Origin of the sequence: Streptomyces sp. JH002 (assembly GCF_050916115.1) — a bacterium.
Taxonomy (GTDB): Bacteria; Actinomycetota; Actinomycetes; order Streptomycetales; family Streptomycetaceae; genus Streptomyces; species Streptomyces xiamenensis.
This window is the reverse complement of the sequence record NZ_CP087989.1, coordinates 4,230,031-4,249,692: the sequence shown is the minus strand read 5'-3', so window position 1 is coordinate 4,249,692 and position 19,662 is coordinate 4,230,031. Positions and strand designations below refer to the sequence as shown.

General features: G+C 69.1%; 14 protein-coding genes, 3 rRNA genes and 1 pseudogene. 6 read left to right on the top strand and 12 right to left on the bottom strand.

The window, feature by feature from the left end:
* Window positions 1-40: 40 nt before the first annotated feature.
* Genes H7827_RS19515 through H7827_RS19500 form a run of 4 tightly spaced genes read left to right on the top strand, consistent with a single transcriptional unit; the run spans window position 41 to window position 4,231 of the window.
* Window positions 41-706, top strand: a complete 666-nt coding sequence (locus H7827_RS19515; RefSeq protein ID WP_432746726.1) for a DUF4129 domain-containing protein — start codon at window positions 41-43, stop codon at window positions 704-706.
* The gene (locus H7827_RS19510) at window positions 703-1,944 is read left to right on the top strand and encodes a DUF4350 domain-containing protein (RefSeq protein WP_432746725.1); all 1,242 of its coding nucleotides are present in this window, start codon (window positions 703-705) and stop codon (window positions 1,942-1,944) included. The genes H7827_RS19515 and H7827_RS19510 overlap by 4 nt, the downstream gene beginning before the upstream one ends.
* Entirely contained in the window at window positions 1,941-2,924 is a 984-nt protein-coding gene (locus H7827_RS19505) for an AAA family ATPase (RefSeq protein ID WP_200366809.1), read from the top strand. Before H7827_RS19510 ends, H7827_RS19505 begins: the two co-directional genes overlap by 4 nt.
* Window positions 2,924-4,231 (top strand): DUF58 domain-containing protein, encoded by a 1,308-nt coding sequence (locus H7827_RS19500; protein WP_432746724.1) that lies wholly within the window; start codon window positions 2,924-2,926, stop codon window positions 4,229-4,231. The genes H7827_RS19505 and H7827_RS19500 overlap by 1 nt, the downstream gene beginning before the upstream one ends.
* Before the next feature lie 33 nt (window positions 4,232-4,264).
* On the opposite strand, the pseudogene H7827_RS19495 reads toward H7827_RS19500, so the two are convergent.
* From H7827_RS19495 to H7827_RS19475, 5 genes and pseudogenes are all read right to left on the bottom strand, one after another.
* Window positions 4,265-4,765: pseudogene (locus tag H7827_RS19495) on the bottom strand (LysR substrate-binding domain-containing protein); the annotation flags it as partial.
* Window positions 4,766-4,862: 97 nt separating this feature from the next.
* A 5S ribosomal RNA gene (gene rrf / locus H7827_RS19490) occupies window positions 4,863-4,979 on the bottom strand.
* Window positions 4,980-5,028: 49 nt separating this feature from the next.
* A 23S ribosomal RNA gene (locus H7827_RS19485) occupies window positions 5,029-8,151 on the bottom strand.
* A 188-nt stretch (window positions 8,152-8,339) separates the two neighbouring features.
* A 16S ribosomal RNA gene (locus H7827_RS19480) occupies window positions 8,340-9,869 on the bottom strand.
* Together the 16S, 23S and 5S rRNA genes form the textbook arrangement of a ribosomal RNA operon.
* Before the next feature lie 486 nt (window positions 9,870-10,355).
* A complete protein-coding gene (locus tag H7827_RS19475; protein ID WP_030735551.1) occupies window positions 10,356-11,363 on the bottom strand; it encodes a stage II sporulation protein M in 1,008 nt (335 codons plus the stop codon).
* 38 nt (window positions 11,364-11,401) lie between these two features.
* Here H7827_RS19475 and H7827_RS19470 point away from each other — a divergent pair, with 38 nt between their 5' ends.
* Window positions 11,402-12,244 (top strand): RDD family protein, encoded by an 843-nt coding sequence (locus tag H7827_RS19470; protein ID WP_432746723.1) that lies wholly within the window; start codon window positions 11,402-11,404, stop codon window positions 12,242-12,244.
* On the opposite strand, the gene H7827_RS19465 is transcribed toward H7827_RS19470, so the two are convergent.
* From H7827_RS19465 to H7827_RS19435, 7 genes are all read right to left on the bottom strand, one after another.
* A complete protein-coding gene (locus H7827_RS19465) occupies window positions 12,228-12,854 on the bottom strand; it encodes a hypothetical protein (RefSeq protein WP_432746722.1) in 627 nt (208 codons plus the stop codon). The two genes, H7827_RS19470 and H7827_RS19465, sit on opposite strands and share 17 nt — an antisense overlap.
* A 48-nt stretch (window positions 12,855-12,902) precedes the next feature.
* The gene (gene ahcY / locus H7827_RS19460) at window positions 12,903-14,333 is read right to left on the bottom strand and encodes an adenosylhomocysteinase (protein ID WP_432746721.1); all 1,431 of its coding nucleotides are present in this window, start codon (window positions 14,331-14,333) and stop codon (window positions 12,903-12,905) included.
* A gap of 215 nt (window positions 14,334-14,548) precedes the next feature.
* On the bottom strand, window positions 14,549-15,745 hold the full coding sequence (gene manA, locus H7827_RS19455) for a mannose-6-phosphate isomerase, class I (RefSeq protein ID WP_386541707.1): 1,197 nt from the start codon (window positions 15,743-15,745) through the stop codon (window positions 14,549-14,551).
* Window positions 15,746-15,764: 19 nt separating this feature from the next.
* Window positions 15,765-16,916 carry an SIS domain-containing protein gene (locus H7827_RS19450; protein ID WP_432746720.1) on the bottom strand — a complete coding sequence of 384 codons (1,152 nt, stop codon included), beginning with the start codon at window positions 16,914-16,916 and terminating at the stop codon, window positions 15,765-15,767.
* Entirely contained in the window at window positions 16,913-17,095 is a 183-nt protein-coding gene (locus tag H7827_RS19445; RefSeq protein WP_030735568.1) for a Trm112 family protein, read from the bottom strand. The genes H7827_RS19450 and H7827_RS19445 overlap by 4 nt, the downstream gene beginning before the upstream one ends.
* 112 nt (window positions 17,096-17,207) lie before the next feature.
* Window positions 17,208-18,578, bottom strand: a complete 1,371-nt coding sequence (locus H7827_RS19440; protein ID WP_432746719.1) for a phosphomannomutase/phosphoglucomutase — start codon at window positions 18,576-18,578, stop codon at window positions 17,208-17,210.
* A 31-nt stretch (window positions 18,579-18,609) separates the two neighbouring features.
* Window positions 18,610-19,047 carry a DUF3499 domain-containing protein gene (locus tag H7827_RS19435; protein WP_234306938.1) on the bottom strand — a complete coding sequence of 146 codons (438 nt, stop codon included), beginning with the start codon at window positions 19,045-19,047 and terminating at the stop codon, window positions 18,610-18,612.
* A 153-nt stretch (window positions 19,048-19,200) separates the two neighbouring features.
* Here H7827_RS19435 and H7827_RS19430 point away from each other — a divergent pair, with 153 nt between their 5' ends.
* Window positions 19,201-19,656 (top strand): metallopeptidase family protein, encoded by a 456-nt coding sequence (locus H7827_RS19430; protein ID WP_078635705.1) that lies wholly within the window; start codon window positions 19,201-19,203, stop codon window positions 19,654-19,656.
* Window positions 19,657-19,662 lie beyond the last annotated feature (6 nt).

Here is a 19,662-nt window from a genome sequence, read left to right as displayed (position 1 = left end):
CCATGCAGGGGGCCGGGACCGGGGGGAGAACAGCACGAACATGATCAGCTTCGCCATGACCGGTGACGGCGGCGGACCGCCGCTCACCATCGACCGCGAGGCCGCCCGCGAGGCGGCCGAGCGCGAACTGTCCCAGCAGATATACGCCGAACACGAACCCGGCCTCGTCCGCCGGGTCTTCAACTGGGTCCTCGACCAGATCTTCGGCGCCCTCGAATCCGTCGCCTTCCACGCCCCCGGCGGCTGGCTCGGCATCCTCATCCTCACCCTCGTCGTCATCGGCCTCCTCATCGCCCTGCGACTGCGCCTGGGCGCCCTGCGCACCGCCCGCACGGCCACCGCCGGCACGCTGTTCGACAACCGCCCCCGCACCGCCGCCGAACACCGCGCCGACGCCGCCCGGCACGCCCAGCTCGGCCGGTGGGACCAGGCCGTCCAGGAACAACTGCGCGCCCTCATCCGCTCCCTGGAGGAACGCGCCCTCCTGGACCCGCGCCCCGGACGCACCGCCAACGAGGCCACCGCCGACGCCGCCCGCGTCATGCCCGCCCTCGCCACCCGGCTGCGCGCCGCCGCCACCACTTTCGACGCCGTCACCTACGGCGGTACCCACGCCACCCCCACCGACCACCACGAACTGCGCGACCTGGACGAGACGGTGCTGCGTACCAAACCCGACCTCACCGGCGCCGGAGCCCCCCGATGACCGCCACCGACACCGGCACGGACCCCGGCACCTCCGTCTCCCCCGACGCCCGACGGCTGTGGCGGCGCGGCCGCGGCCTGCTCATCGCCGCCGCCGCCCTCCTGATCACCGGCCTCGTCCTGGCCCTGCTCCGCTCCGGCGACAACGGCACCCTGCACCCCGACTCCGCCGCCCCGCTCGGCAGCCGCGCCATCAGTCAGCTCCTCACCGACCACGGCATCGACATCACCGTGGCCCACACCTCCGAAGAGGTGCTCGCCGAGCTGGACCGCCTGGACCGCAACGACTGGCCCGCCGCCACCCTCCTCATCACCCACCCCGAAGACCTCGCCCCCGAACGCCGTGACGCCCTGCGCCGCGAAACCCTGCGCACCGGCACCCGTACGGTCCTGGCCGGCGCGGGCCCCGACACCGCCGCCGCCTTCACCCCCGGCATCGAGGTCGCCCCGTCCGCCCCCACCGGCGAACTCGACCCCGGCTGCGTCACCGACCTGACCGAGCGGGCCGGCAGCGCCCAGCTCGGCGGCCACCGCTACCTCCTGCCGCCCGACACCGACCGGGCGACCGCCGCCGCGGCCTGCTACCCGTTCGCCGGGCTGCCCACCCTCGTCACCCACCACGCCGGCGGCCCCTCCGAGACCGTCCTGCTCGGCGCCCCCGACCTGCTGTACAACGCGAACCTGGACGCGTACGGCAACGCCTCCCTGGCCCTGCAACTCCTCGGCGCCCGCGAGCACCTCATCTGGTACCTGCCCACCGCCGCCGACGCCCCCGGCAGCGGCGCCGACCGCAGCCTCACCGACCTCATGGCCCCTGGCTGGCGCTGGGCCGCCCTCCAGCTCGCCATCGCCGCCGCGCTCACCGCGTTCTGGCGCGGCCGGCGCCTGGGCCCCGTCGTCACCGAACGGCTCCCCGTCTCGGTACGCGCCGCCGAGACCACCGAGGGCCGCGCCCGCCTCTACCACCGCAACGGCGCCCGCGACCGCGCCGCCGAAGCCCTGCGCTCCGCGGCCCGCACCCGCCTCGCACCCCGCGTCGGCGTCGCCCCGGCCGCCGCCCACACCCCCGAGGACCTGCTGCACGCGCTCGCCGCCCACACCCACCGGGCCGCCGCCGACCTGCACGCCCTCCTCTTCGGCCCGGCCCCCGCCGACGACCCCGCGCTCGTCGCCCTCGCCGACGACCTCGACGCCCTGGAAGCAAGCCTCACCCCCGACCCGAAGGACCCGAGCCAGTGACCAGCCCGACCGGAACCGCCGAGCCCACCCCGTCCTCCCCCCGCACCGCCCTGGAGGCCCTGCGCGGCGAGATCGGCAAGGCCGTCGTCGGCCAGGACGCCGCCGTCACCGGCCTGGTCGTCGCCCTGCTGTGCAAGGGCCACGTCCTCCTCGAAGGCGTCCCGGGCGTCGCCAAGACCCTGCTGGTCAAGACCCTCGCCACCGCACTCGAACTCGACACCAAGCGCGTCCAGTTCACCCCCGACCTGATGCCCTCGGACATCACCGGCTCGCTGGTCTACGACACCCGCACCGCCGAGTTCTCCTTCCAGGCCGGCCCGGTCTTCACCAACCTCCTCCTGGCCGACGAGATCAACCGGACCCCGCCCAAGACCCAGGCATCCCTGCTCGAAGCCATGGAGGAACGCCAGGTCTCCGTCGACGGCACCCCGCGCCCGCTCCCCGAGCCCTTCCTGGTCGCCGCCACCCAGAACCCCGTCGAGTACGAGGGCACCTACCCCCTCCCCGAGGCCCAGCTCGACCGCTTCCTCCTCAAGCTGACCCTGCCGCTGCCCAGCCGCGAGCAGGAGATCGACGTCCTCAACCGGCACGCCGCCGGCTTCGACCCCCGCGACCTCGGCGCCGCGGGCGTGCGCACCGTCGCCGGCCCCGGGGAACTGGCCGCCGCCCGCGAGGAGGTCGCCAAGGTCACCGTCTCCCCCGAGATCAGCGGCTACGTCGTCGACCTGTGCCGCGCCACCCGCACCTCGCCCTCCCTCGCCCTGGGCGTCTCCCCGCGCGGTGCCAAGGCCCTGCTGTCCACCGCCCGCGCCTGGGCCTGGCTGTCCGGACGCGCCTTCGTCGTCCCCGACGACGTCAAGGCCCTCGCCCTGCCCACCCTGCGGCACCGCGTCCGGCTGCGCCCGGAGAGCGAGATGGAGGGCATCAGCGCCGACACCGTCATCACCGGCCTCCTCGCGCACGTCCCGGTCCCCCGCTGATGGCCCTGACCGGACGCACCGCCCTCATCGCCGCGCTCGGCGCGCTGATCGCCGGACTGCTGCCGGGCTGGGGCGGCATCGCCGCCGTGTGCCTGCCGCTGCTGGCGGCCATCGGATACGACCTGCTGCGCGCCGCCCCGGTCCGCACGCTCCACCTGAGCCGACCCGCGTCGGTCTCCATCCGGCTGGGCGAGACGGCGGAGGTGGACCTGACGGTCACCAACCTCTCCGGACGGCCGCTGACGGCGGACCTCAGGGACGCCTGGCCGCCCAGCGGCTGGCAGCCGGGCACCCAGTACGCCGCCGCCCGCCACCACCTGAGCGTCCCGGCCGGCGAACGGCGCCGCGTCACCACCGTGCTGCATCCCACCCGCCGCGGCGACCACGCGGCGGTACGGGTCACGATCCGCTCGCACGGCCCGCTCGGTCTCGCCGCCCGCCAGGGCAGCCACCGCGTCCCGGGTACGGTCCGGGTCCTGCCGCCGTTCAGCAGCCGCAAGCACCTGCCGTCCAAACTGGCCAGGCTGCGCGAGCTCGACGGCCGCACCAGCGTCATGCTGCGCGGCGAGGGCACCGAGTTCGACAGCCTGCGCGACTACGTGCCGGGGGACGACGTCCGTTCCATCGACTGGCGGGCCACCGCCCGCCGGTCCGCGGTGGCCGTCCGCACCTGGCGCCCCGAACGCGACCGCCATCTGCTGCTGGTCCTGGACACCGGCCGTACAGCGGCCGGCCGGGTCGGCGACGTCCCGCGCCTGGACGCCGCGATGGACGCCTCCCTGCTGCTGACCGCGCTGGCCGCCCACGCGGGCGACCGCGTCGACCTGCTGGCCTTCGACCGCCGCACCCGCGCCGCCGTACGCGGCCGCACCGGCAAGGACGTGCTGCCGGCCGTCGTCCAGGCCCTCGCACCGCTGGAACCCGCGCTCATCGAGAGCGACATGACCGCCCTGGCGACCGCGGCCCGGGCCGGCGCCCCGCGGCGTTCGCTGATCGTGCTGTTCACGACGCTGGAGACCGCCCCGGTGGAGATGGGCCTGCTGCCCGTGCTCCCGCAGCTGACCCAGCGTCACACGGTGCTGGTGGCGGCGGTGGGCGACCCGCGCGTCGAGGAGATGCGCACGGCCAGGGGCACCGCCACCGCCGTCTACGAGGCGGCGGCAGCGGCCCAGCACGACGAGGAACGCCGCCGGACGAAGGCCCGGCTGGCCCGGCTCGGCGTCACGGTGGTCGAGGCCCCGCCCGCCGACCTCCCCCCGGCGGTCGCGGACGCGTACCTCTCGCTGAAGGCGGCCGGCAAACTCTAGGGCGGGCCCTGGTGATCGCCGGGACGCCGGGCGTCACAACCGGGTGGCCGTACGGACCAGCCCGGCGAGGGCGAGCGAACGGCTGTGCGCGGGCCAGGCGAGGTGCGTGACGACGGGGGGCGCGTCGCTCAGCGGGACCGCGGCGTGTTCGGCCCACAGCCAGGCGCGGGCCGATTCGGGGTAGACGGCCACCGTGCGGCCCAGGGCGATCAACTGGGCCAGCTGCGTCTGATCGTGGATCTCCGGCCCCGGACCGGGCGGGTACGTGCCGTGCCGGGCCCACCGCGCGAGCGGCAGACCGGGGATGTCACCGACCTCGGCCAGGGACAGCGCACCACGCGCCGCGAGCGGGTGACCGGCCGGCAGGACGGCGATCTGTCCCTCGCTCCTGAGCTCCTCACTGTCGAACCCGGCCAGGGAGTTGAACGGCGCGTGCATGAGCGCCACATCGGCGCGGCCGTCCCGCAGCATCTCGCCCTGCTCACAGGTACCGCTCGGCAGCACCTCGATCTCGGCGGCACCCGGCTCGGCCGCCGGCGACAGTAGCTCCGGCAGCTCCGAAAGCACGGGAAAAACAGAAAGAGGCCCGTTGGGGGATCGAAATCCCCCAACGGGCCTCTTGTCAAAGATTGTTCGGCGGCGACCTACTCTCCCACACGGTCCCCCATGCAGTACCATCGGCGCTGAAAGGCTTAGCTTCCGGGTTCGGAATGTAACCGGGCGTTTCCCTTTCGCCATGACCACCGAAACTCTAATGGTTGTCATTCGAAAAAAAATCACAGTGGACGCGAGCATCTGAGGACAAGCCCTCGGCCTATTAGTACCAGTCAACTCCACCTCTTACAAGGCTTCCATATCTGGCCTATCAACCCTGTCGTCTACAGGGAGCCTTAACCCATCAAGTGGGTGGGAGTCCTCATCTCGAAGCAGGCTTCCCGCTTAGATGCTTTCAGCGGTTATCCTTTCCGAACGTAGCCAACCAGCCATGCCCTTGGCAGAACAACTGGCACACCAGAGGTTCGTCCGTCCCGGTCCTCTCGTACTAGGGACAGCCCTTCTCAAGACTCCTGCGCGCGCAGCGGATAGGGACCGAACTGTCTCACGACGTTCTAAACCCAGCTCGCGTACCGCTTTAATGGGCGAACAGCCCAACCCTTGGGACCAACTCCAGCCCCAGGATGCGACGAGCCGACATCGAGGTGCCAAACCATCCCGTCGATACGGACTCTTGGGGAAGATCAGCCTGTTATCCCCGGGGTACCTTTTATCCGTTGAGCGACGGCGCTTCCACAAACCACCGCCGGATCACTAGTCCCTGCTTTCGCACCTGCTCGACCTGCCAGTCTCACAGTCAAGCTCCCTTGTGCACTTACACTCACCACCTGATGACCAACCAGGCTGAGGGAACCTTTGGGCGCCTCCGTTACTCTTTAGGAGGCAACCGCCCCAGTTAAACTACCCACCAGACACTGTCCCCGATCCGGATCACGGACCCAGGTTAGACATCCAGCACGATCAGAGTGGTATTTCAACAACGACTCCACCTGAACTAGCGTCCAGGCTTCACAGTCTCCCACCTATCCTACACAAACCGAACCGAACACCAATATCAAGCTATAGTAAAGGTCCCGGGGTCTTTCCGTCCTGCTGCGCGAAACGAGCATCTTTACTCGTAGTGCAATTTCACCGGGCCTATGGTTGAGACAGTCAAGAAGTCGTTACGCCATTCGTGCAGGTCGGAACTTACCCGACAAGGAATTTCGCTACCTTAGGATGGTTATAGTTACCACCGCCGTTTACTGGCGCTTAAGTTCTCAGCTTCGCCACACCGAAATGTGACTAACCGGTCCCCTTAACGTTCCAGCACCGGGCAGGCGTCAGTCCGTATACATCGCCTTACAGCTTCGCACGGACCTGTGTTTTTAGTAAACAGTCGCTTCTCGCTGGTCTCTGCGGCCACCCCCAGCTCAGAGAGCAAGTCTCATCACCGGAAATGGCCCCCCTTCTCCCGAAGTTACGGGGGCATTTTGCCGAGTTCCTTAACCATAGTTCACCCGAACGCCTCGGTATACTCTACCTGACCACCTGAGTCGGTTTAGGGTACGGGCCATTGTGAAACTCGCTAGAGGCTTTTCTCGACAGCATAGGATCATCCACTTCACCACAATCGGCTCGGCATCAGGTCTCACCCTCGTGTGGAACGGATTTACCTGCTCCACGGGCCACACCCTTACCCCGGGACAACCACCGCCCGGGCTGGACTACCTTCCTGCGTCACCCCATCACTCACCTACTACAGGTCTGGACCACCGACTCCACCACTCCACCCACCCCCGAAGGGACAGATGGCGGCTTCGCGGGCTTAGCATCGCCTGATTCAGCGTTGGCGCTCCACAACGGGTACCGGAATATCAACCGGTTATCCATCGACTACGCCTGTCGGCCTCGCCTTAGGCCCCGACTTACCCTGGGCAGATCAACTTGACCCAGGAACCCTTAGTCAATCGGCGCAAGAGTTTCCCACTCTTGTATCGCTACTCATGCCTGCATTCTCACTCGCATACCGTCCACAACTCGTTTCCACGGCTGCTTCACCCGGCACACGACGCTCCCCTACCCACCACAACCCTCGTTAGAAGTATTGTTGCAGTGACACGACTTCGGCGGTGTACTTGAGCCCCGCTACATTGTCGGCGCAGAATCACTCGACCAGTGAGCTATTACGCACTCTTTCAAGGGTGGCTGCTTCTAAGCCAACCTCCTGGTTGTCTCTGCGACTCCACATCCTTTCCCACTTAGCACACGCTTAGGGGCCTTAGTCGATGCTCTGGGCTGTTTCCCTCTCGACCATGGAGCTTATCCCCCACAGTCTCACTGCCGCGCTCTCACTTACCGGCATTCGGAGTTTGGCTAAGGTCAGTAACCCGGTAAGGCCCATCACCTATCCAGTGCTCTACCTCCGGCAAGAAACACACGACGCTGCACCTAAATGCATTTCGGGGAGAACCAGCTATCACGGAGTTTGATTGGCCTTTCACCCCTAACCACAGGTCATCCCCCAGATTTTCAACTCTGGTGGGTTCGGGCCTCCACGAGGTCTTACCCTCGCTTCACCCTGCCCATGGCTAGATCACTCCGCTTCGGGTCTAGGGCATGCTACTCAATCGCCCTGTTCGGACTCGCTTTCGCTACGGCTACCCCACACGGGTTAACCTCGCAACACACCGCAAACTCGCAGGCTCATTCTTCAAAAGGCACGCAGTCACGGCACACAGAGCAAGCTCTGTGCACGACGCTCCCACGGCTTGTAGGCACACGGTTTCAGGAACTATTTCACTCCGCTCCCGCGGTACTTTTCACCATTCCCTCACGGTACTATCCACTATCGGTCACCAGGGAATATTTAGGCTTAACGGGTGGTCCCGCCAGATTCACACAGGATTTCTCGGGCCCCATGCTACTTGGGAAACCTTTAAGTGAGCCATGCAGATTTCAGCTACGGGGGTCTTACCCTCTACGCCGGGCCTTTCGCATGCCCTTCGCCTATCCACACAGTTTCTTACTCACCGACCGTCCGGCAGAACGATCAAAAAAGCTCCCACAACCCCGCATGCGCAACCCCTGCCGGGTATCACACACATACGGTTTAGCCTCCTCCGGTTTCGCTCACCACTACTCCCGGAATCACGGTTGTTTTCTCTTCCTGCGGGTACTGAGATGTTTCACTTCCCCGCGTTCCCTCCACACCGCCTATACATTCAGCAGTGGGTGACAGCCCATAACGACTGCCGGGTTTCCCCATTCGGAAACCCCCGGATCACAGCTAGGTTGACAACTCCCCGGGGACTATCGCGGCCTCCCACGTCCTTCATCGGTTCCTGGTACCAAGGCATCCACCGTGCGCCCTTAAAAACTTGGCCACAGATGCTCGCGTCCACTGTGCAATTCTCAAACAACAACCGAAGATCCAACGGAAAACCGCCGTACCTTCAGACACCCAACAGCGAACCAAATGATGCAGTCAATGTTCCACCCATGAGCAAACCACCGCCGAACACTCGCCGGCGTAGTGGCTCTGGACCGCTCTCGCGGCCTAGAAGCTCCTTAGAAAGGAGGTGATCCAGCCGCACCTTCCGGTACGGCTACCTTGTTACGACTTCGTCCCAATCGCCAGTCCCACCTTCGACAGCTCCCTCCCACAAGGGGTTAGGCCACCGGCTTCGGGTGTTACCGACTTTCATGACGTGACGGGCGGTGTGTACAAGGCCCGGGAACGTATTCACCGCAGCAATGCTGATCTGCGATTACTAGCGACTCCGACTTCATGGGGTCGAGTTGCAGACCCCAATCCGAACTGAGACCGGCTTTTTGAGATTCGCTCCACCTCACGGTATCGCAGCTCATTGTACCGGCCATTGTAGCACGTGTGCAGCCCAAGACATAAGGGGCATGATGACTTGACGTCGTCCCCACCTTCCTCCGAGTTGACCCCGGCAGTCTCCCGTGAGTCCCCGGCACCCCCGAAGGGATCCGCTGGCAACACAGGATAAGGGTTGCGCTCGTTGCGGGACTTAACCCAACATCTCACGACACGAGCTGACGACAGCCATGCACCACCTGTACACCGACCACAAGGGGGCGACCATCTCTGGCCGTTTCCGGTGTATGTCAAGCCTTGGTAAGGTTCTTCGCGTTGCGTCGAATTAAGCCACATGCTCCGCCGCTTGTGCGGGCCCCCGTCAATTCCTTTGAGTTTTAGCCTTGCGGCCGTACTCCCCAGGCGGGGCACTTAATGCGTTAGCTGCGGCACGGACAACGTGGAATGTTGCCCACACCTAGTGCCCACCGTTTACGGCGTGGACTACCAGGGTATCTAATCCTGTTCGCTCCCCACGCTTTCGCTCCTCAGCGTCAGTATCGGCCCAGAGATCCGCCTTCGCCACCGGTGTTCCTCCTGATATCTGCGCATTTCACCGCTACACCAGGAATTCCGATCTCCCCTACCGAACTCTAGCCTGCCCGTATCGACTGCAGACCCAGGGTTAAGCCCTGGGCTTTCACAATCGACGCGACAGGCCGCCTACGAGCTCTTTACGCCCAATAATTCCGGACAACGCTTGCACCCTACGTATTACCGCGGCTGCTGGCACGTAGTTAGCCGGTGCTTCTTCTGCAGGTACCGTCACTTTCGCTTCTTCCCTGCTGAAAGAGGTTTACAACCCGAAGGCCGTCATCCCTCACGCGGCGTCGCTGCATCAGGCTTTCGCCCATTGTGCAATATTCCCCACTGCTGCCTCCCGTAGGAGTCTGGGCCGTGTCTCAGTCCCAGTGTGGCCGGTCACCCTCTCAGGCCGGCTACCCGTCGTCGTCTTGGTAGGCCACTACCCCACCAACAAACTGATAGGCCGCGGGCTCATCCTGCACCGCCGGAACTTTCCACACACGAGCATGCGCTCATGTGTCGTATCCGGTATTAGACCCAGTTTCCCGGGCTTATCCCAGAGTGCAGGGCAGATTGCCCACGTGTTACTCACCCGTTCGCCACTAATCCCCGGCCGAAACCGGTTCATCGTTCGACTTGCATGTGTTAAGCACGCCGCCAGCGTTCGTCCTGAGCCAGGATCAAACTCTCCATGAATGCTTCATGTAAGAGCAAGGAAAATCCTCGCTTAAATGCTGCACCTCAGACGAGGTCGAGATGCAGACTCAGTAAATAATCTGGCATTGACTATTTGGCACGCTGTTGAGTTCTCAAGGAACGGATGCTTCCTTTGGTTCCCTCTCGGGCCCCTCCGGGCTTTCCCTTCGTGTTTCCCAGCTTACCACACTCGGTTTCCCGAACTTGGCCTCCGCTGGGAGGAGTTGAGCCTTTCGGCCCGGTAAGTTTTTCGCCCTCCGGCGTGTTCACTACTTTAGAGGATTTCCCCGCCGGATTCAAAATCCGGGGCCGAGTACCGAATTTGGGCAAGCCAAATAAGGCCCTCGCGGGGATCGTTCTCTTTCGAGTGAGTGCCGCTTTCGTGATCAGCGTGATCATGAGCGGCGAGATGTGCCGTCCAAGCCCCGAGGGGCGGACAGCTCGGAGAACATTACGCATCCCTCACCCCACCGTCAAATCCACTGCTCAGGCCGCGACAGGTACCTCGGCCGGCCGGTCGGCCTCGGCCATGTCACCCGTCTCGCCGGCCTCCACCGCGCGCTTCCCGACCACGAACACGTACGCCAGGAACGCCAGCTCCGCCACCACCCCGATCGCGATCCGCGCCCAGGTCGGCAGCCCCGACGGGGTCACGAAGCCCTCGATCAGTCCGGAGACGAACAGCACCAGCGCCAGACCCAGCGCCATCCCGATCGCCGCCCGGCCCTCGGCCGCCAGCGCCGTCAGCCGGGTCCGCGGCCCCGGGTCCAGCACCGTCCAGCCGAGCCGCAGCCCCACCCCCGCCGCGACGAACACCGCCGTCAGCTCCAGCAGCCCGTGCGGCAGGATCAGCCCCAGGAACACGTCGAGCCGGTCGGCCGACGCCATCAGCCCGACGCCGGTCGCCACATTCACCGCGTTCGAGAACAGCACCCACAGCACCGGGATCCCCAACAGCGCACCGAACGCCAGCGACATCCCCGCCACCTGCGCGTTGTTCGTCCACACCTGGGCCGAGAACGCCGCCGCCGGACTGCTGGAGTAATACGTCTCGTACTGGCCGCCGGGGCGCGTCATCTCCCGCAGCTCCTCCGGTGCCGCCATCGACGCCTGCACCTCGGGGTTGGCCGCGATCCACCACCCCATGCCCGCCACGGCCACCGTGAAGAGCACCGCCACCGGCACCCACCACCGCCGGGTGCGGTACAGCGCCGCCGGAAAGCCGGCCGTGAAGAAGTGCGCCGCGTCCCGCCACGTGGCCTTCCGCGTCCCCACCACCTTCGCCCGTGCCCGCGCCACCAGCGTGGTCAGCCGGTTGATCAGCACCGGATCGGGTGAGGAGGACTGGATCTGCGACAGCTGCGTCGAGGTGCGCTGGTACAACACCACCAGTTCGTCCGTCTCGGCCCCACTGAGCCGCCGACGCCGCCGCAGCAGCTGATCCAGCCGGTCCCACTCCGGCCCGTGCGCGGCCATGAAGACATCGAGATCCATAAGGAAAGCTTCCCAGATGACAATGCGAGACTGGGCAGATGAGTCAACTCGTCACGGGTGATGCGGTGGTGCTCGGGCTCCAGCCCGCGCGGGTCCCGACTCGGGCGCTGGCGATCGCCATCGACGCCCTCCTCATCATCACCGGCTATCTGCTGATCAGCCTGCTGCTCCTGTCGGCCGTCGTCCCGCTGGGCTTCGCCACCGCCCAGGCCGTGCAGGTCGCGCTGCTGATCCTCGTCCTCATCGGGGTGCCCATCGCCGTCGAGACCCTCACCCAGGGGCGCTCGCTCGGCAAGCTGGTCCTCGGGCTGCGCGTGGTGCGCACGGACGGCGGGCCCGTACGGTTCCGGCACGCGCTGGTGCGCGGGGTCATCGGCTTCGTCGAGATCATCATGACCGGGGGGTCCGTCGCCCTGATCGCCTCCCTCGTCTCGCCCCAGGGACGCCGGCTCGGCGACGTGTTCGCCGGGACCCTGGTGGTCCGCGAGCGGCTCCCCGGCCGCCGCACCCTCCCGCTGCCCCCGCCGCCCCCCGAGCTGGCCGGGCAGTTCACCGCGCTCGACCTCTCCCAGGTGCCGGACGGGCTGTGGCTCGCCGTGCGCCAGTACCTGACCCGGATGGGCAAGATGGAGCCCACCGCCGCCTGGTCCATGGGGCAGCGGCTCGCCGGGGATGTCGCCACCCGGGTGGGCACGCCCGCGCCGCCCGGCCTGCATCCGGCCGGCTATCTGTCGGCGGTGGCGGCCGAACGGCGGCGCCGGGACAGCGAGCGGGTCTTCGGTCCCGGCCCCGCGGCGGCCTCGCACGTCCCCCCGTACGCCCCCGGTCCGGTCCTCACCGAGCAGCGGCCCGCCCCCGGCGGTCCTACCCCGCCGTCCTGAACTCCGAGGGCGGCGCGTCCAGCTCCTCCAGCTCGATCCCCGGCCCCGACAGCACCACATCACCCGCCAGATGCAGGCTGTGCCGCTCCCCCGTCTCCTGGTCGTCGATCCGGTACGCGTGGACGGTCAGCGCCCCGCCGCCCTCCGCCGCGTGGATCTCGCTGCCCAGCAGCGTCCATGTCTCGTCCCGGGTGCGCGGCGCCAGCACCGGCTCGGTGAACTCCACCAGCCGGACCCGGGTCGCCCCCTCCCCCTCGCGCAGCCGCAGCAGCTGGGCGACGGCCAGCAGATGCGCCGGCGACCGCCCGGCGAAACCGTGCGCCGCCGCGTTGCCCTCCTGGGCGTACTCGCCGGTGGGATCGGTACGCACCCACGTCACACCGGAGAGCGCGGCGCCGCGTACCTGCCAGTCGCCGGCGTGGAGTTCGAGCCGCAGCGGGCGGCCGAGATCGTCCAGGGTGAGATCCACGGAACCGGCCGGGGCGCCGTCCGCGGCGGTGGTGCGCGAGACGTAGCGCCAGCCGTGCGGGCCGGGAGCGCACTGGAAGCGCTCCTGCCCCAGCGGCGTTCCGTCGTACGGGTCGTGGAGGCTGTAACGGCCGCGTGGCATGAGGGCCAGGGTACGGCCCTCATGCCACGTCACGTCGTGCCGAGTGGATCAGTAGCGGTAGTGGTCCGGCTTGTAGGGGCCCTCGACCGGGACGCCGATGTAGTCGGCCTGGTCCTTGGTGAGCTCGGTCAGCCGGACACCGAGGGCGTCCAGGTGCAGCCGGGCGACCTTCTCGTCCAGGTGCTTGGGCAGGGTGTAGACGCCCACCGGGTACGCGTCGGGCTTCGTGAACAGCTCGATCTGGGCGATCGTCTGGTTGGCGAAGCTGTTGGACATCACGAACGAGGGGTGCCCGGTGGCGTTGCCCAGGTTCAGCAGCCGGCCCTCGGAGAGCACGATGATGGTGTGCCCGTCGGGGAAGGTCCAGGTGTGCACCTGAGGCTTGACCTCGTCGCGCACCACGCCGGGGATCTTGGCGAGGCCGGCCATGTCGATCTCGTTGTCGAAGTGGCCGATGTTGCCGACGATCGCCTGGTGCTTCATCCGCACCATGTCGGCGGCCATGATGATGTCCTTGTTGCCGGTGGTGGTGACGAAGATGTCGGCGGTCTCCACCACGTCATCCAGGCGGGCCACCTGGTAGCCGTCCATCGCGGCCTGGAGCGCGCAGATCGGGTCGATCTCGGTGATGATGACGCGCGCGCCCTGGCCGCGCAGCGACTCGGCGCAGCCCTTGCCGACGTCGCCGTAGCCGCACACGACGGCGACCTTGCCGCCGATGAGGACATCGGTGGCGCGGTTGATGCCGTCGATGAGGGAGTGGCGGCAGCCGTACTTGTTGTCGAACTTCGACTTGGTGACGGAGTCGTTCACGTTGATGGCCGGGAAGAGCAGGCTGCCGTCCCGGAACATCTCGTACAGGCGGTGGACGCCGGTGGTGGTCTCCTCGGTCACGCCCTGGATCTCGGCGGAGGCCCGCGTCCACTTCTGCGGGCTCTCGGCGAGGGTGCGGGTGAGCAGTTCGAGGATGACGCGGTGCTCGTCGCTCTCCGCGCTGGTGGCCGGGTCCGGCACGGCGCCGGCCTTCTCGTACTCGACGCCCTTGTGGACCAGGACGGTGGCGTCGCCGCCGTCGTCCAGGATCATGTTGGGGCCGCCGGTCGGGGAGTCGGCCCAGGTGAGGGCCTGCTCGGTGCACCACCAGTACTCTTCGAGCGTCTCGCCCTTCCAGGCGAAGACGGGGATGCCGGCCTCGGCGACGGCGGCGGCCGCGTGGTCCTGGGTGGAGAAGATGTTGCAGGACGCCCAGCGGACGCGTGCGCCGAGCGCGACGAGGGTCTCGATGAGGACGGCGGTCTGCACGGTCATGTGCAGCGATCCGGTGATGCGGGCGCCGGCCAGCGGCTGGGACGCGGCGTACTCCTCGCGGATCGCCATCAGGCCCGGCATCTCGTGCTCGGCGAGGGTGATCTCCTTGCGCCCGAAGGCGGCCAGCGAGAGATCGGCGACCTTGAAGTCCTGGTCCTGGTCGTGGGACATGACTGCTGCTCCTCCTGGGAGGGTTGGCTGACGGACAGAATGCAGTTGCCGGACGGACCACGCGGCGCGCGAGGCGTGCGGGGGCCCGGGCTTCGCATCCGTCGGAGGGCCTTCTTACCCCTCGGCCGGGCCGGGCCTGGCGGCCGCCCGACTGCCATCAGCAGCGACGTCTACTCCTACTCCGGGCCCAAATCTACACGCCTTGGGCGGTGCGGTCACTGGGCCACAGTGGCACGGAAGAGGGTGCCGGGGCCGGTGATCGTGACGGTTTCGGACGCCGGTACGTACGCGGAACGGCCCGGGCGCAGGGTCAGTTCGGCGCGCTGCGGGGCGTCGGTGCGCAGGGTGACCGTGCCGTGGGTGCACAGCAGGATCTGGGGTCCGCCGGCCGGGACGGTGCGGGCGCCGGTGTCCGTTCCGGCGTCCGCCTCCAGGACGTAGCGGGAGAGCCGGAACTCGTCGATGGGCGCGGGGTACACCTCCTCGCCGCCGGGGCCGGGTTCGGGGCGCAGGACGCCGGCGTCGGTGGGTTCGAAGCGGACGACGCGCAGCAGTTCGGGGATGTCGACGTGCTTGGGGGTGAGACCGCAGCGGAGCACGTTGTCGGAGTTGGCCATGATCTCGACGCCCAGGCCGCTGAGGTAGGCGTGCGGGACGCCGGCGCCGAGGTAGAGGGCCTCGCCGGGCCGCAGCGTGACGTGGTGGAGCAGCATCGCGGCGAGTACCCCGGGGTCACCGGGGTGGTGCCGGGCGATGGCGGCGTACGGGGCGTACGCGCCGCCGAGGCGTTCGGCGGCACGGGCGGCCCGGTCGACGGTCGGGGCGAGGGTGGCGCGGTCGGCGCCGAGGAGGCCGGTGAGGACCTCGCGCAGTGCCTCGCCCGCGGGCCGGGAGCGCAGGGTGAGCGCGTACGGCTTGAGTTCGTCGATGCCCAGGCCCTCCAGGAGGGCGGCGGCCCGCGCGGCGGGGCGGAAGCCGCACAGTCCCTCGAACGGGGTGAGGGCGCAGATGAGTTCGGGCTTGTGGTTGGCGTCCTTGTAGTTGCGGTGCGGGGCGTCGAGGGGGACGCCCCTGCGCTCCTCGTCCGCGAAGCCGCTCTGGGCCTGGGAGCGGGAGGGGTGGACCTGGAGGGAGAGCGGGGAGCCGGCGGCGAGCACCTTGAGGAGGAAGGGCAGCCGGGGGCCGAAGGCGGCGAGGGCGCGCGGGCCGAGTTCGCTCTCGGGGTCGGCGGTGATGGTCTCGCCGAGGGTGCGGGGTCCGGCGCCGCGGTTCAGGCGGGAGGGGGCGCCGGGGTGGGCGCCCATCCACAGTTCGGCCTGGGGTTCTCCGGTGGGCTCGGTGCCCAGCAGTGCGGGGATGGCGGTCGTCGAGCCCCAGGCGTAGGGCCGGATCGGGTTGTCGAGGCTGTCCATGACCCCATGATCGCGGGCGTCAGGCGAGCGTCAGGTAAACGGCGGCGAAATCCAGGGGGGCGAGAAGGTCGGCGAGGGCGGCCAGCGGCCCTTCGGCGTCCTCGGCGGGGGCGATCTCGCCCAGGGCGATGCCGTGCTCGTGGGCGAGGTCGCGGGCGGCGGTCACGGCGCTGTCGGCCGGGACGGCCGCGGCGTCCTCGCGCAGCAGCAGGACGCGCGGGCGCGGTGCCTCGGGTTCGTCGACGCGGTCGCGGAAGAAGTCGTCCTCGGTGGTGCGGGTGGTGCGGGTGAGCAGCGCGCCGTGGGCGGTGAGGGCGCCGGGCAGCGCGGCGGCGAGCGCGGGGGTGCCGGCGAGCGCGGTGAACGTGGCGGCGCAGTGCCGGGCGACGGCGCCGGCCAGCGGGCCCTCGCTCCACAGCAGCGGCAGGGCGGCGGAGCATTCGGCGGCCAGCGTCTTGCCGGGGTTGCCCGCCGTGGGGGCGGTGGGCCCGCAGCGTTCGGCGTGCCGGTCGAGCCGGTCGGCGAGGGCGGCCACCTCGCTCTGTCCTGCGCCCTCGTACAGGCCGAGCCGGTCACCGAGCAGCAGCAGCGGGGTGAGCAGGGACCAGTACGGGCCGAAGGCCGGGGGAAGGTGTCCGGCGGGCTCCAGGTGGGCGGGCCGGGTGAGCGGCACGGTGAGGTTGCGGCGGTGCGTGGTGGCCTCGGCGAGCGGGCTGCCGGCCGGGGTGACGGAGACGATGGAGCAGCCGCGCCGGTAGGCGGCGTCCACCAGGAGCGGCAGTCCGGCCTCGGTGCCCTCGGCGGAGGTGACGAGCAGCAGGTCCATGGGGCCGGCCCAGCGCGGCAGCGTCCAGCGCAGGGCGCCGGGTGCGGCGAGCGGCCCGGTGGCGGGCAGCACGGTCAGGGGCGCGGAGCCTCCCGCGGCCTCCGGCCGGGAGCTCCCGGGCAGGGCGGTCAGCAGGTCGGCGGCGAGGGGTACTTCGGGGCCGGTGCCGGCGATGAGGATGGTGCCGGGGCGGCCTTCGGGGCGCAGCCCGTCGATGCCGGCCTCGGTGGCGGCGCGGGCGGCGGTGCGTACCTGTGCCCCGGCGGTGGCGACTCCGCGCAGCAGGCCGCGGGTGTCGGCGCGCAGCAGCCGCTCGGAGTCGTCCAGCAGGGTCTCGTCGATCACCGGGCGGGCCTGCGGGCCTCGTCCTCCAGGAGGACGGGGACGCCGTCCCGGACGGGGTAGGCGAGGCCGCAGCCGGCGTCGGTGCAGATCAGTTCGGAGCGGTCCTCGTCCTCCCGGAGCGGTGCGTGGCACACGGGACAGGCGAGGATCTCCAGCAGCGCGGCTTCGACGAGCGGCATGGGTGGTGTCCCTCCGGGGAGTTGCGGACGGTGCGCGGGTGTCGCGTCGGGGTCACTCAGCCTACCGCCGCCCGTCCGGACGGGCGGGCGGGCGGCAGCGGTGGCGGTCGGGTCAGGCCGTGATGAGGGCGAGGACCTCGTCGCGGATCCTGGCCACGGTCTCCTCGTCCCTGGCCTCGACGTTCAGCCGCAGCAGCGGTTCGGTGTTGGAGGGGCGCAGGTTGAACCACCAGTCGGGGGTGGTGACCGTCAGCCCGTCCAGGGTGTCGATGTCCGTGTCCTGGCCGCCCTCGTACCGTGCGCGGACCGCGGCGGTGCGGCCTGCCTGGTCGGCGACCTCGGTGTTGATCTCGCCGGAGGCGGGGTACCGGTCGTAGGCGGCGACGAGCTGGGAGAGCGGGCCGTCCTGTCCGCCGAGGGCGGCGAGGACGTGCAGGGCGGCGAGCATGCCGGTGTCGGCGTTCCAGAAGTCGCGGAAGTAGTAGTGGGCGGAGTGTTCGCCGCCGAAGATGGCGCCGGTCGCGGCCATCTCGCCCTTGATGAAGGAGTGGCCGACCCGGGTGCGCACCGGGGTGCCGCCGTTCTCCTCGACGACCTCGGCCACCGACCAGGAGGTGATGAGGTTGTGGATGATGGCGGAGCCGGGGGCCTTGGCGAGTTCGCGGGCGGCGACCAGGGCGGTGATGGCGGACGGGGAGACGGGTTCGCCGCGTTCGTCGACGACGAAGCAGCGGTCGGCGTCGCCGTCGAAGGCGAGTCCGACGTCGGCGCCGGTCTCCCGCACCCGGGCCTGGAGGTCCACGATGTTGGCCGGGTCCAGCGGGTTGGCCTCGTGGTTGGGGAAGGTGCCGTCGAGTTCGAAGTACATCGGGTCGACCTCGACGGGCAGCCCGGCGAAGACGGTGGGGGCGGTGTGGCCGCCCATGCCGTTGCCCGCGTCGATGACGACCTTCAGCGGGCGGATGGCGGTGAGGTCGACCAGGCCGCGCAGATGGCCGGCGTAGTCCTCCAGCAGGTCGCGTTGGGTGATGCGGCCGGGGGTGGCGACGGGCTCCGGCGCGCCGTGGTCCGCCCACCGCTCCACCAGGGCGCGGATCTCGGCGAGCCCGCTGTCCTGCCCGACCGGCCTGGCGCCGGAGCGGCACATCTTGATGCCGTTGTACCGGGCGGGGTTGTGGCTGGCGGTGAACATGGCGCCCGGCAGGTCGAGCGCGCCGCTCGCGTAGTAGAGCTGATCGGTCGAACACAGCCCGATCTCGGTCACGTCGGCACCGCGGGCGGCTGCGCCGCGCGCGAAGGCGTGGGCGAGGCCGGGCGAGGAGGGCCGCATGTCGTGGCCGATGACGATGCCGTCGCTGTCGCCGAGGGCGACCTCGACGAAGGCGGCGCCGAAGAGTTCGGCGAGGTGTTCGTCCCACTGGTCGGGGACGACTCCGCGTACGTCGTAAGCCTTGACGAGCTGTGACAGGTCCGTTGCGGGCACAGTTCACCCCTTGTCCGTGGTTGGTGTGGGCCTACTGTTCGGGAGAGCGGAGGATCCGCAGATGGCCGCGACGGGCGACTTCCATGGCGCTCGTGGCGTCCCTGACCGGGCGGCCCGCCGATTCCGCGAGGTCCTCGGAGGACGGCGGCGGGGTACGGGCGGCCTCCCGTACGGCGTCGGCGAGCGCTTCGAGGTCGTCACCGCTGGGGCGGGAGGCGGAGGTGTCCACGGCGAGGCGGACCACCTCCCAGCCGCGGGGGGCGGTCAGCCGCTCGGAGTGCTCGGCGCACAGGTCATAGCAGTGCGGCTCGGCATAAGTGGCGAGGGGACCGAGTACGGCCGTGGAGTCCGCGTAGACATACGTCAGCGTCGCCACGGCGGGACGGCCGCACGCGGTGCGCGAACAGCGACGTACGGGGCTCACGATGTTGGACCGTACCGCACTCCTGAGCGGGCCGCGACGACTCACCCCGGCGTCACCCTCCCGTGTCGCCGCGCCGTGTCCGTTTTCGGACCGGATTCGTTCCGGGACGTACGGTTTGTTCCCCATCAGGGACTGAAACGTTGAAGGAACCGGTATCGAACCGGTACAGCCACCCATCGTCATCTAAGGTCGGAGCCGATGGACAATCGCAGCGTCCCCCCAGGTCCGCCAGGTCCCGACGGCCGCCGCCCGCGGCGCAGGGACCGGCACGGCCGCGGCATGCGCGGACCGGTCGCGCCACCGCAGGTGCCGCTCGCCCTCACCCGCTCCGACACCTTCGACTCGCTGGTGCTGGAGTCCGCCGACCGGCTCCGGCGGCGGCTGCCGGAGCTGGCCGGGGTGGACTTCGGGGTGCGGGAGGTGCCGCCGGTGCTCCCGGAGGGGGACGACGCCACGGTGCCGCTGGGCGGCATCGTCCGCGCGCGGACCCCGGACGGCCGCGATCTCGTCGTGGTCTACCGCCGCCCCGTGGAACTGCGCAGCCGCGACCGCGACGAGCGGGCCCACCTGGTCCACGAGGTGGTGGTCGAACAGGCCGCCGAACTCCTGGGCCTGTCCCCGGAGTCGGTGGACCCCAGGTACGGCCAGGAGTGAGCGGCG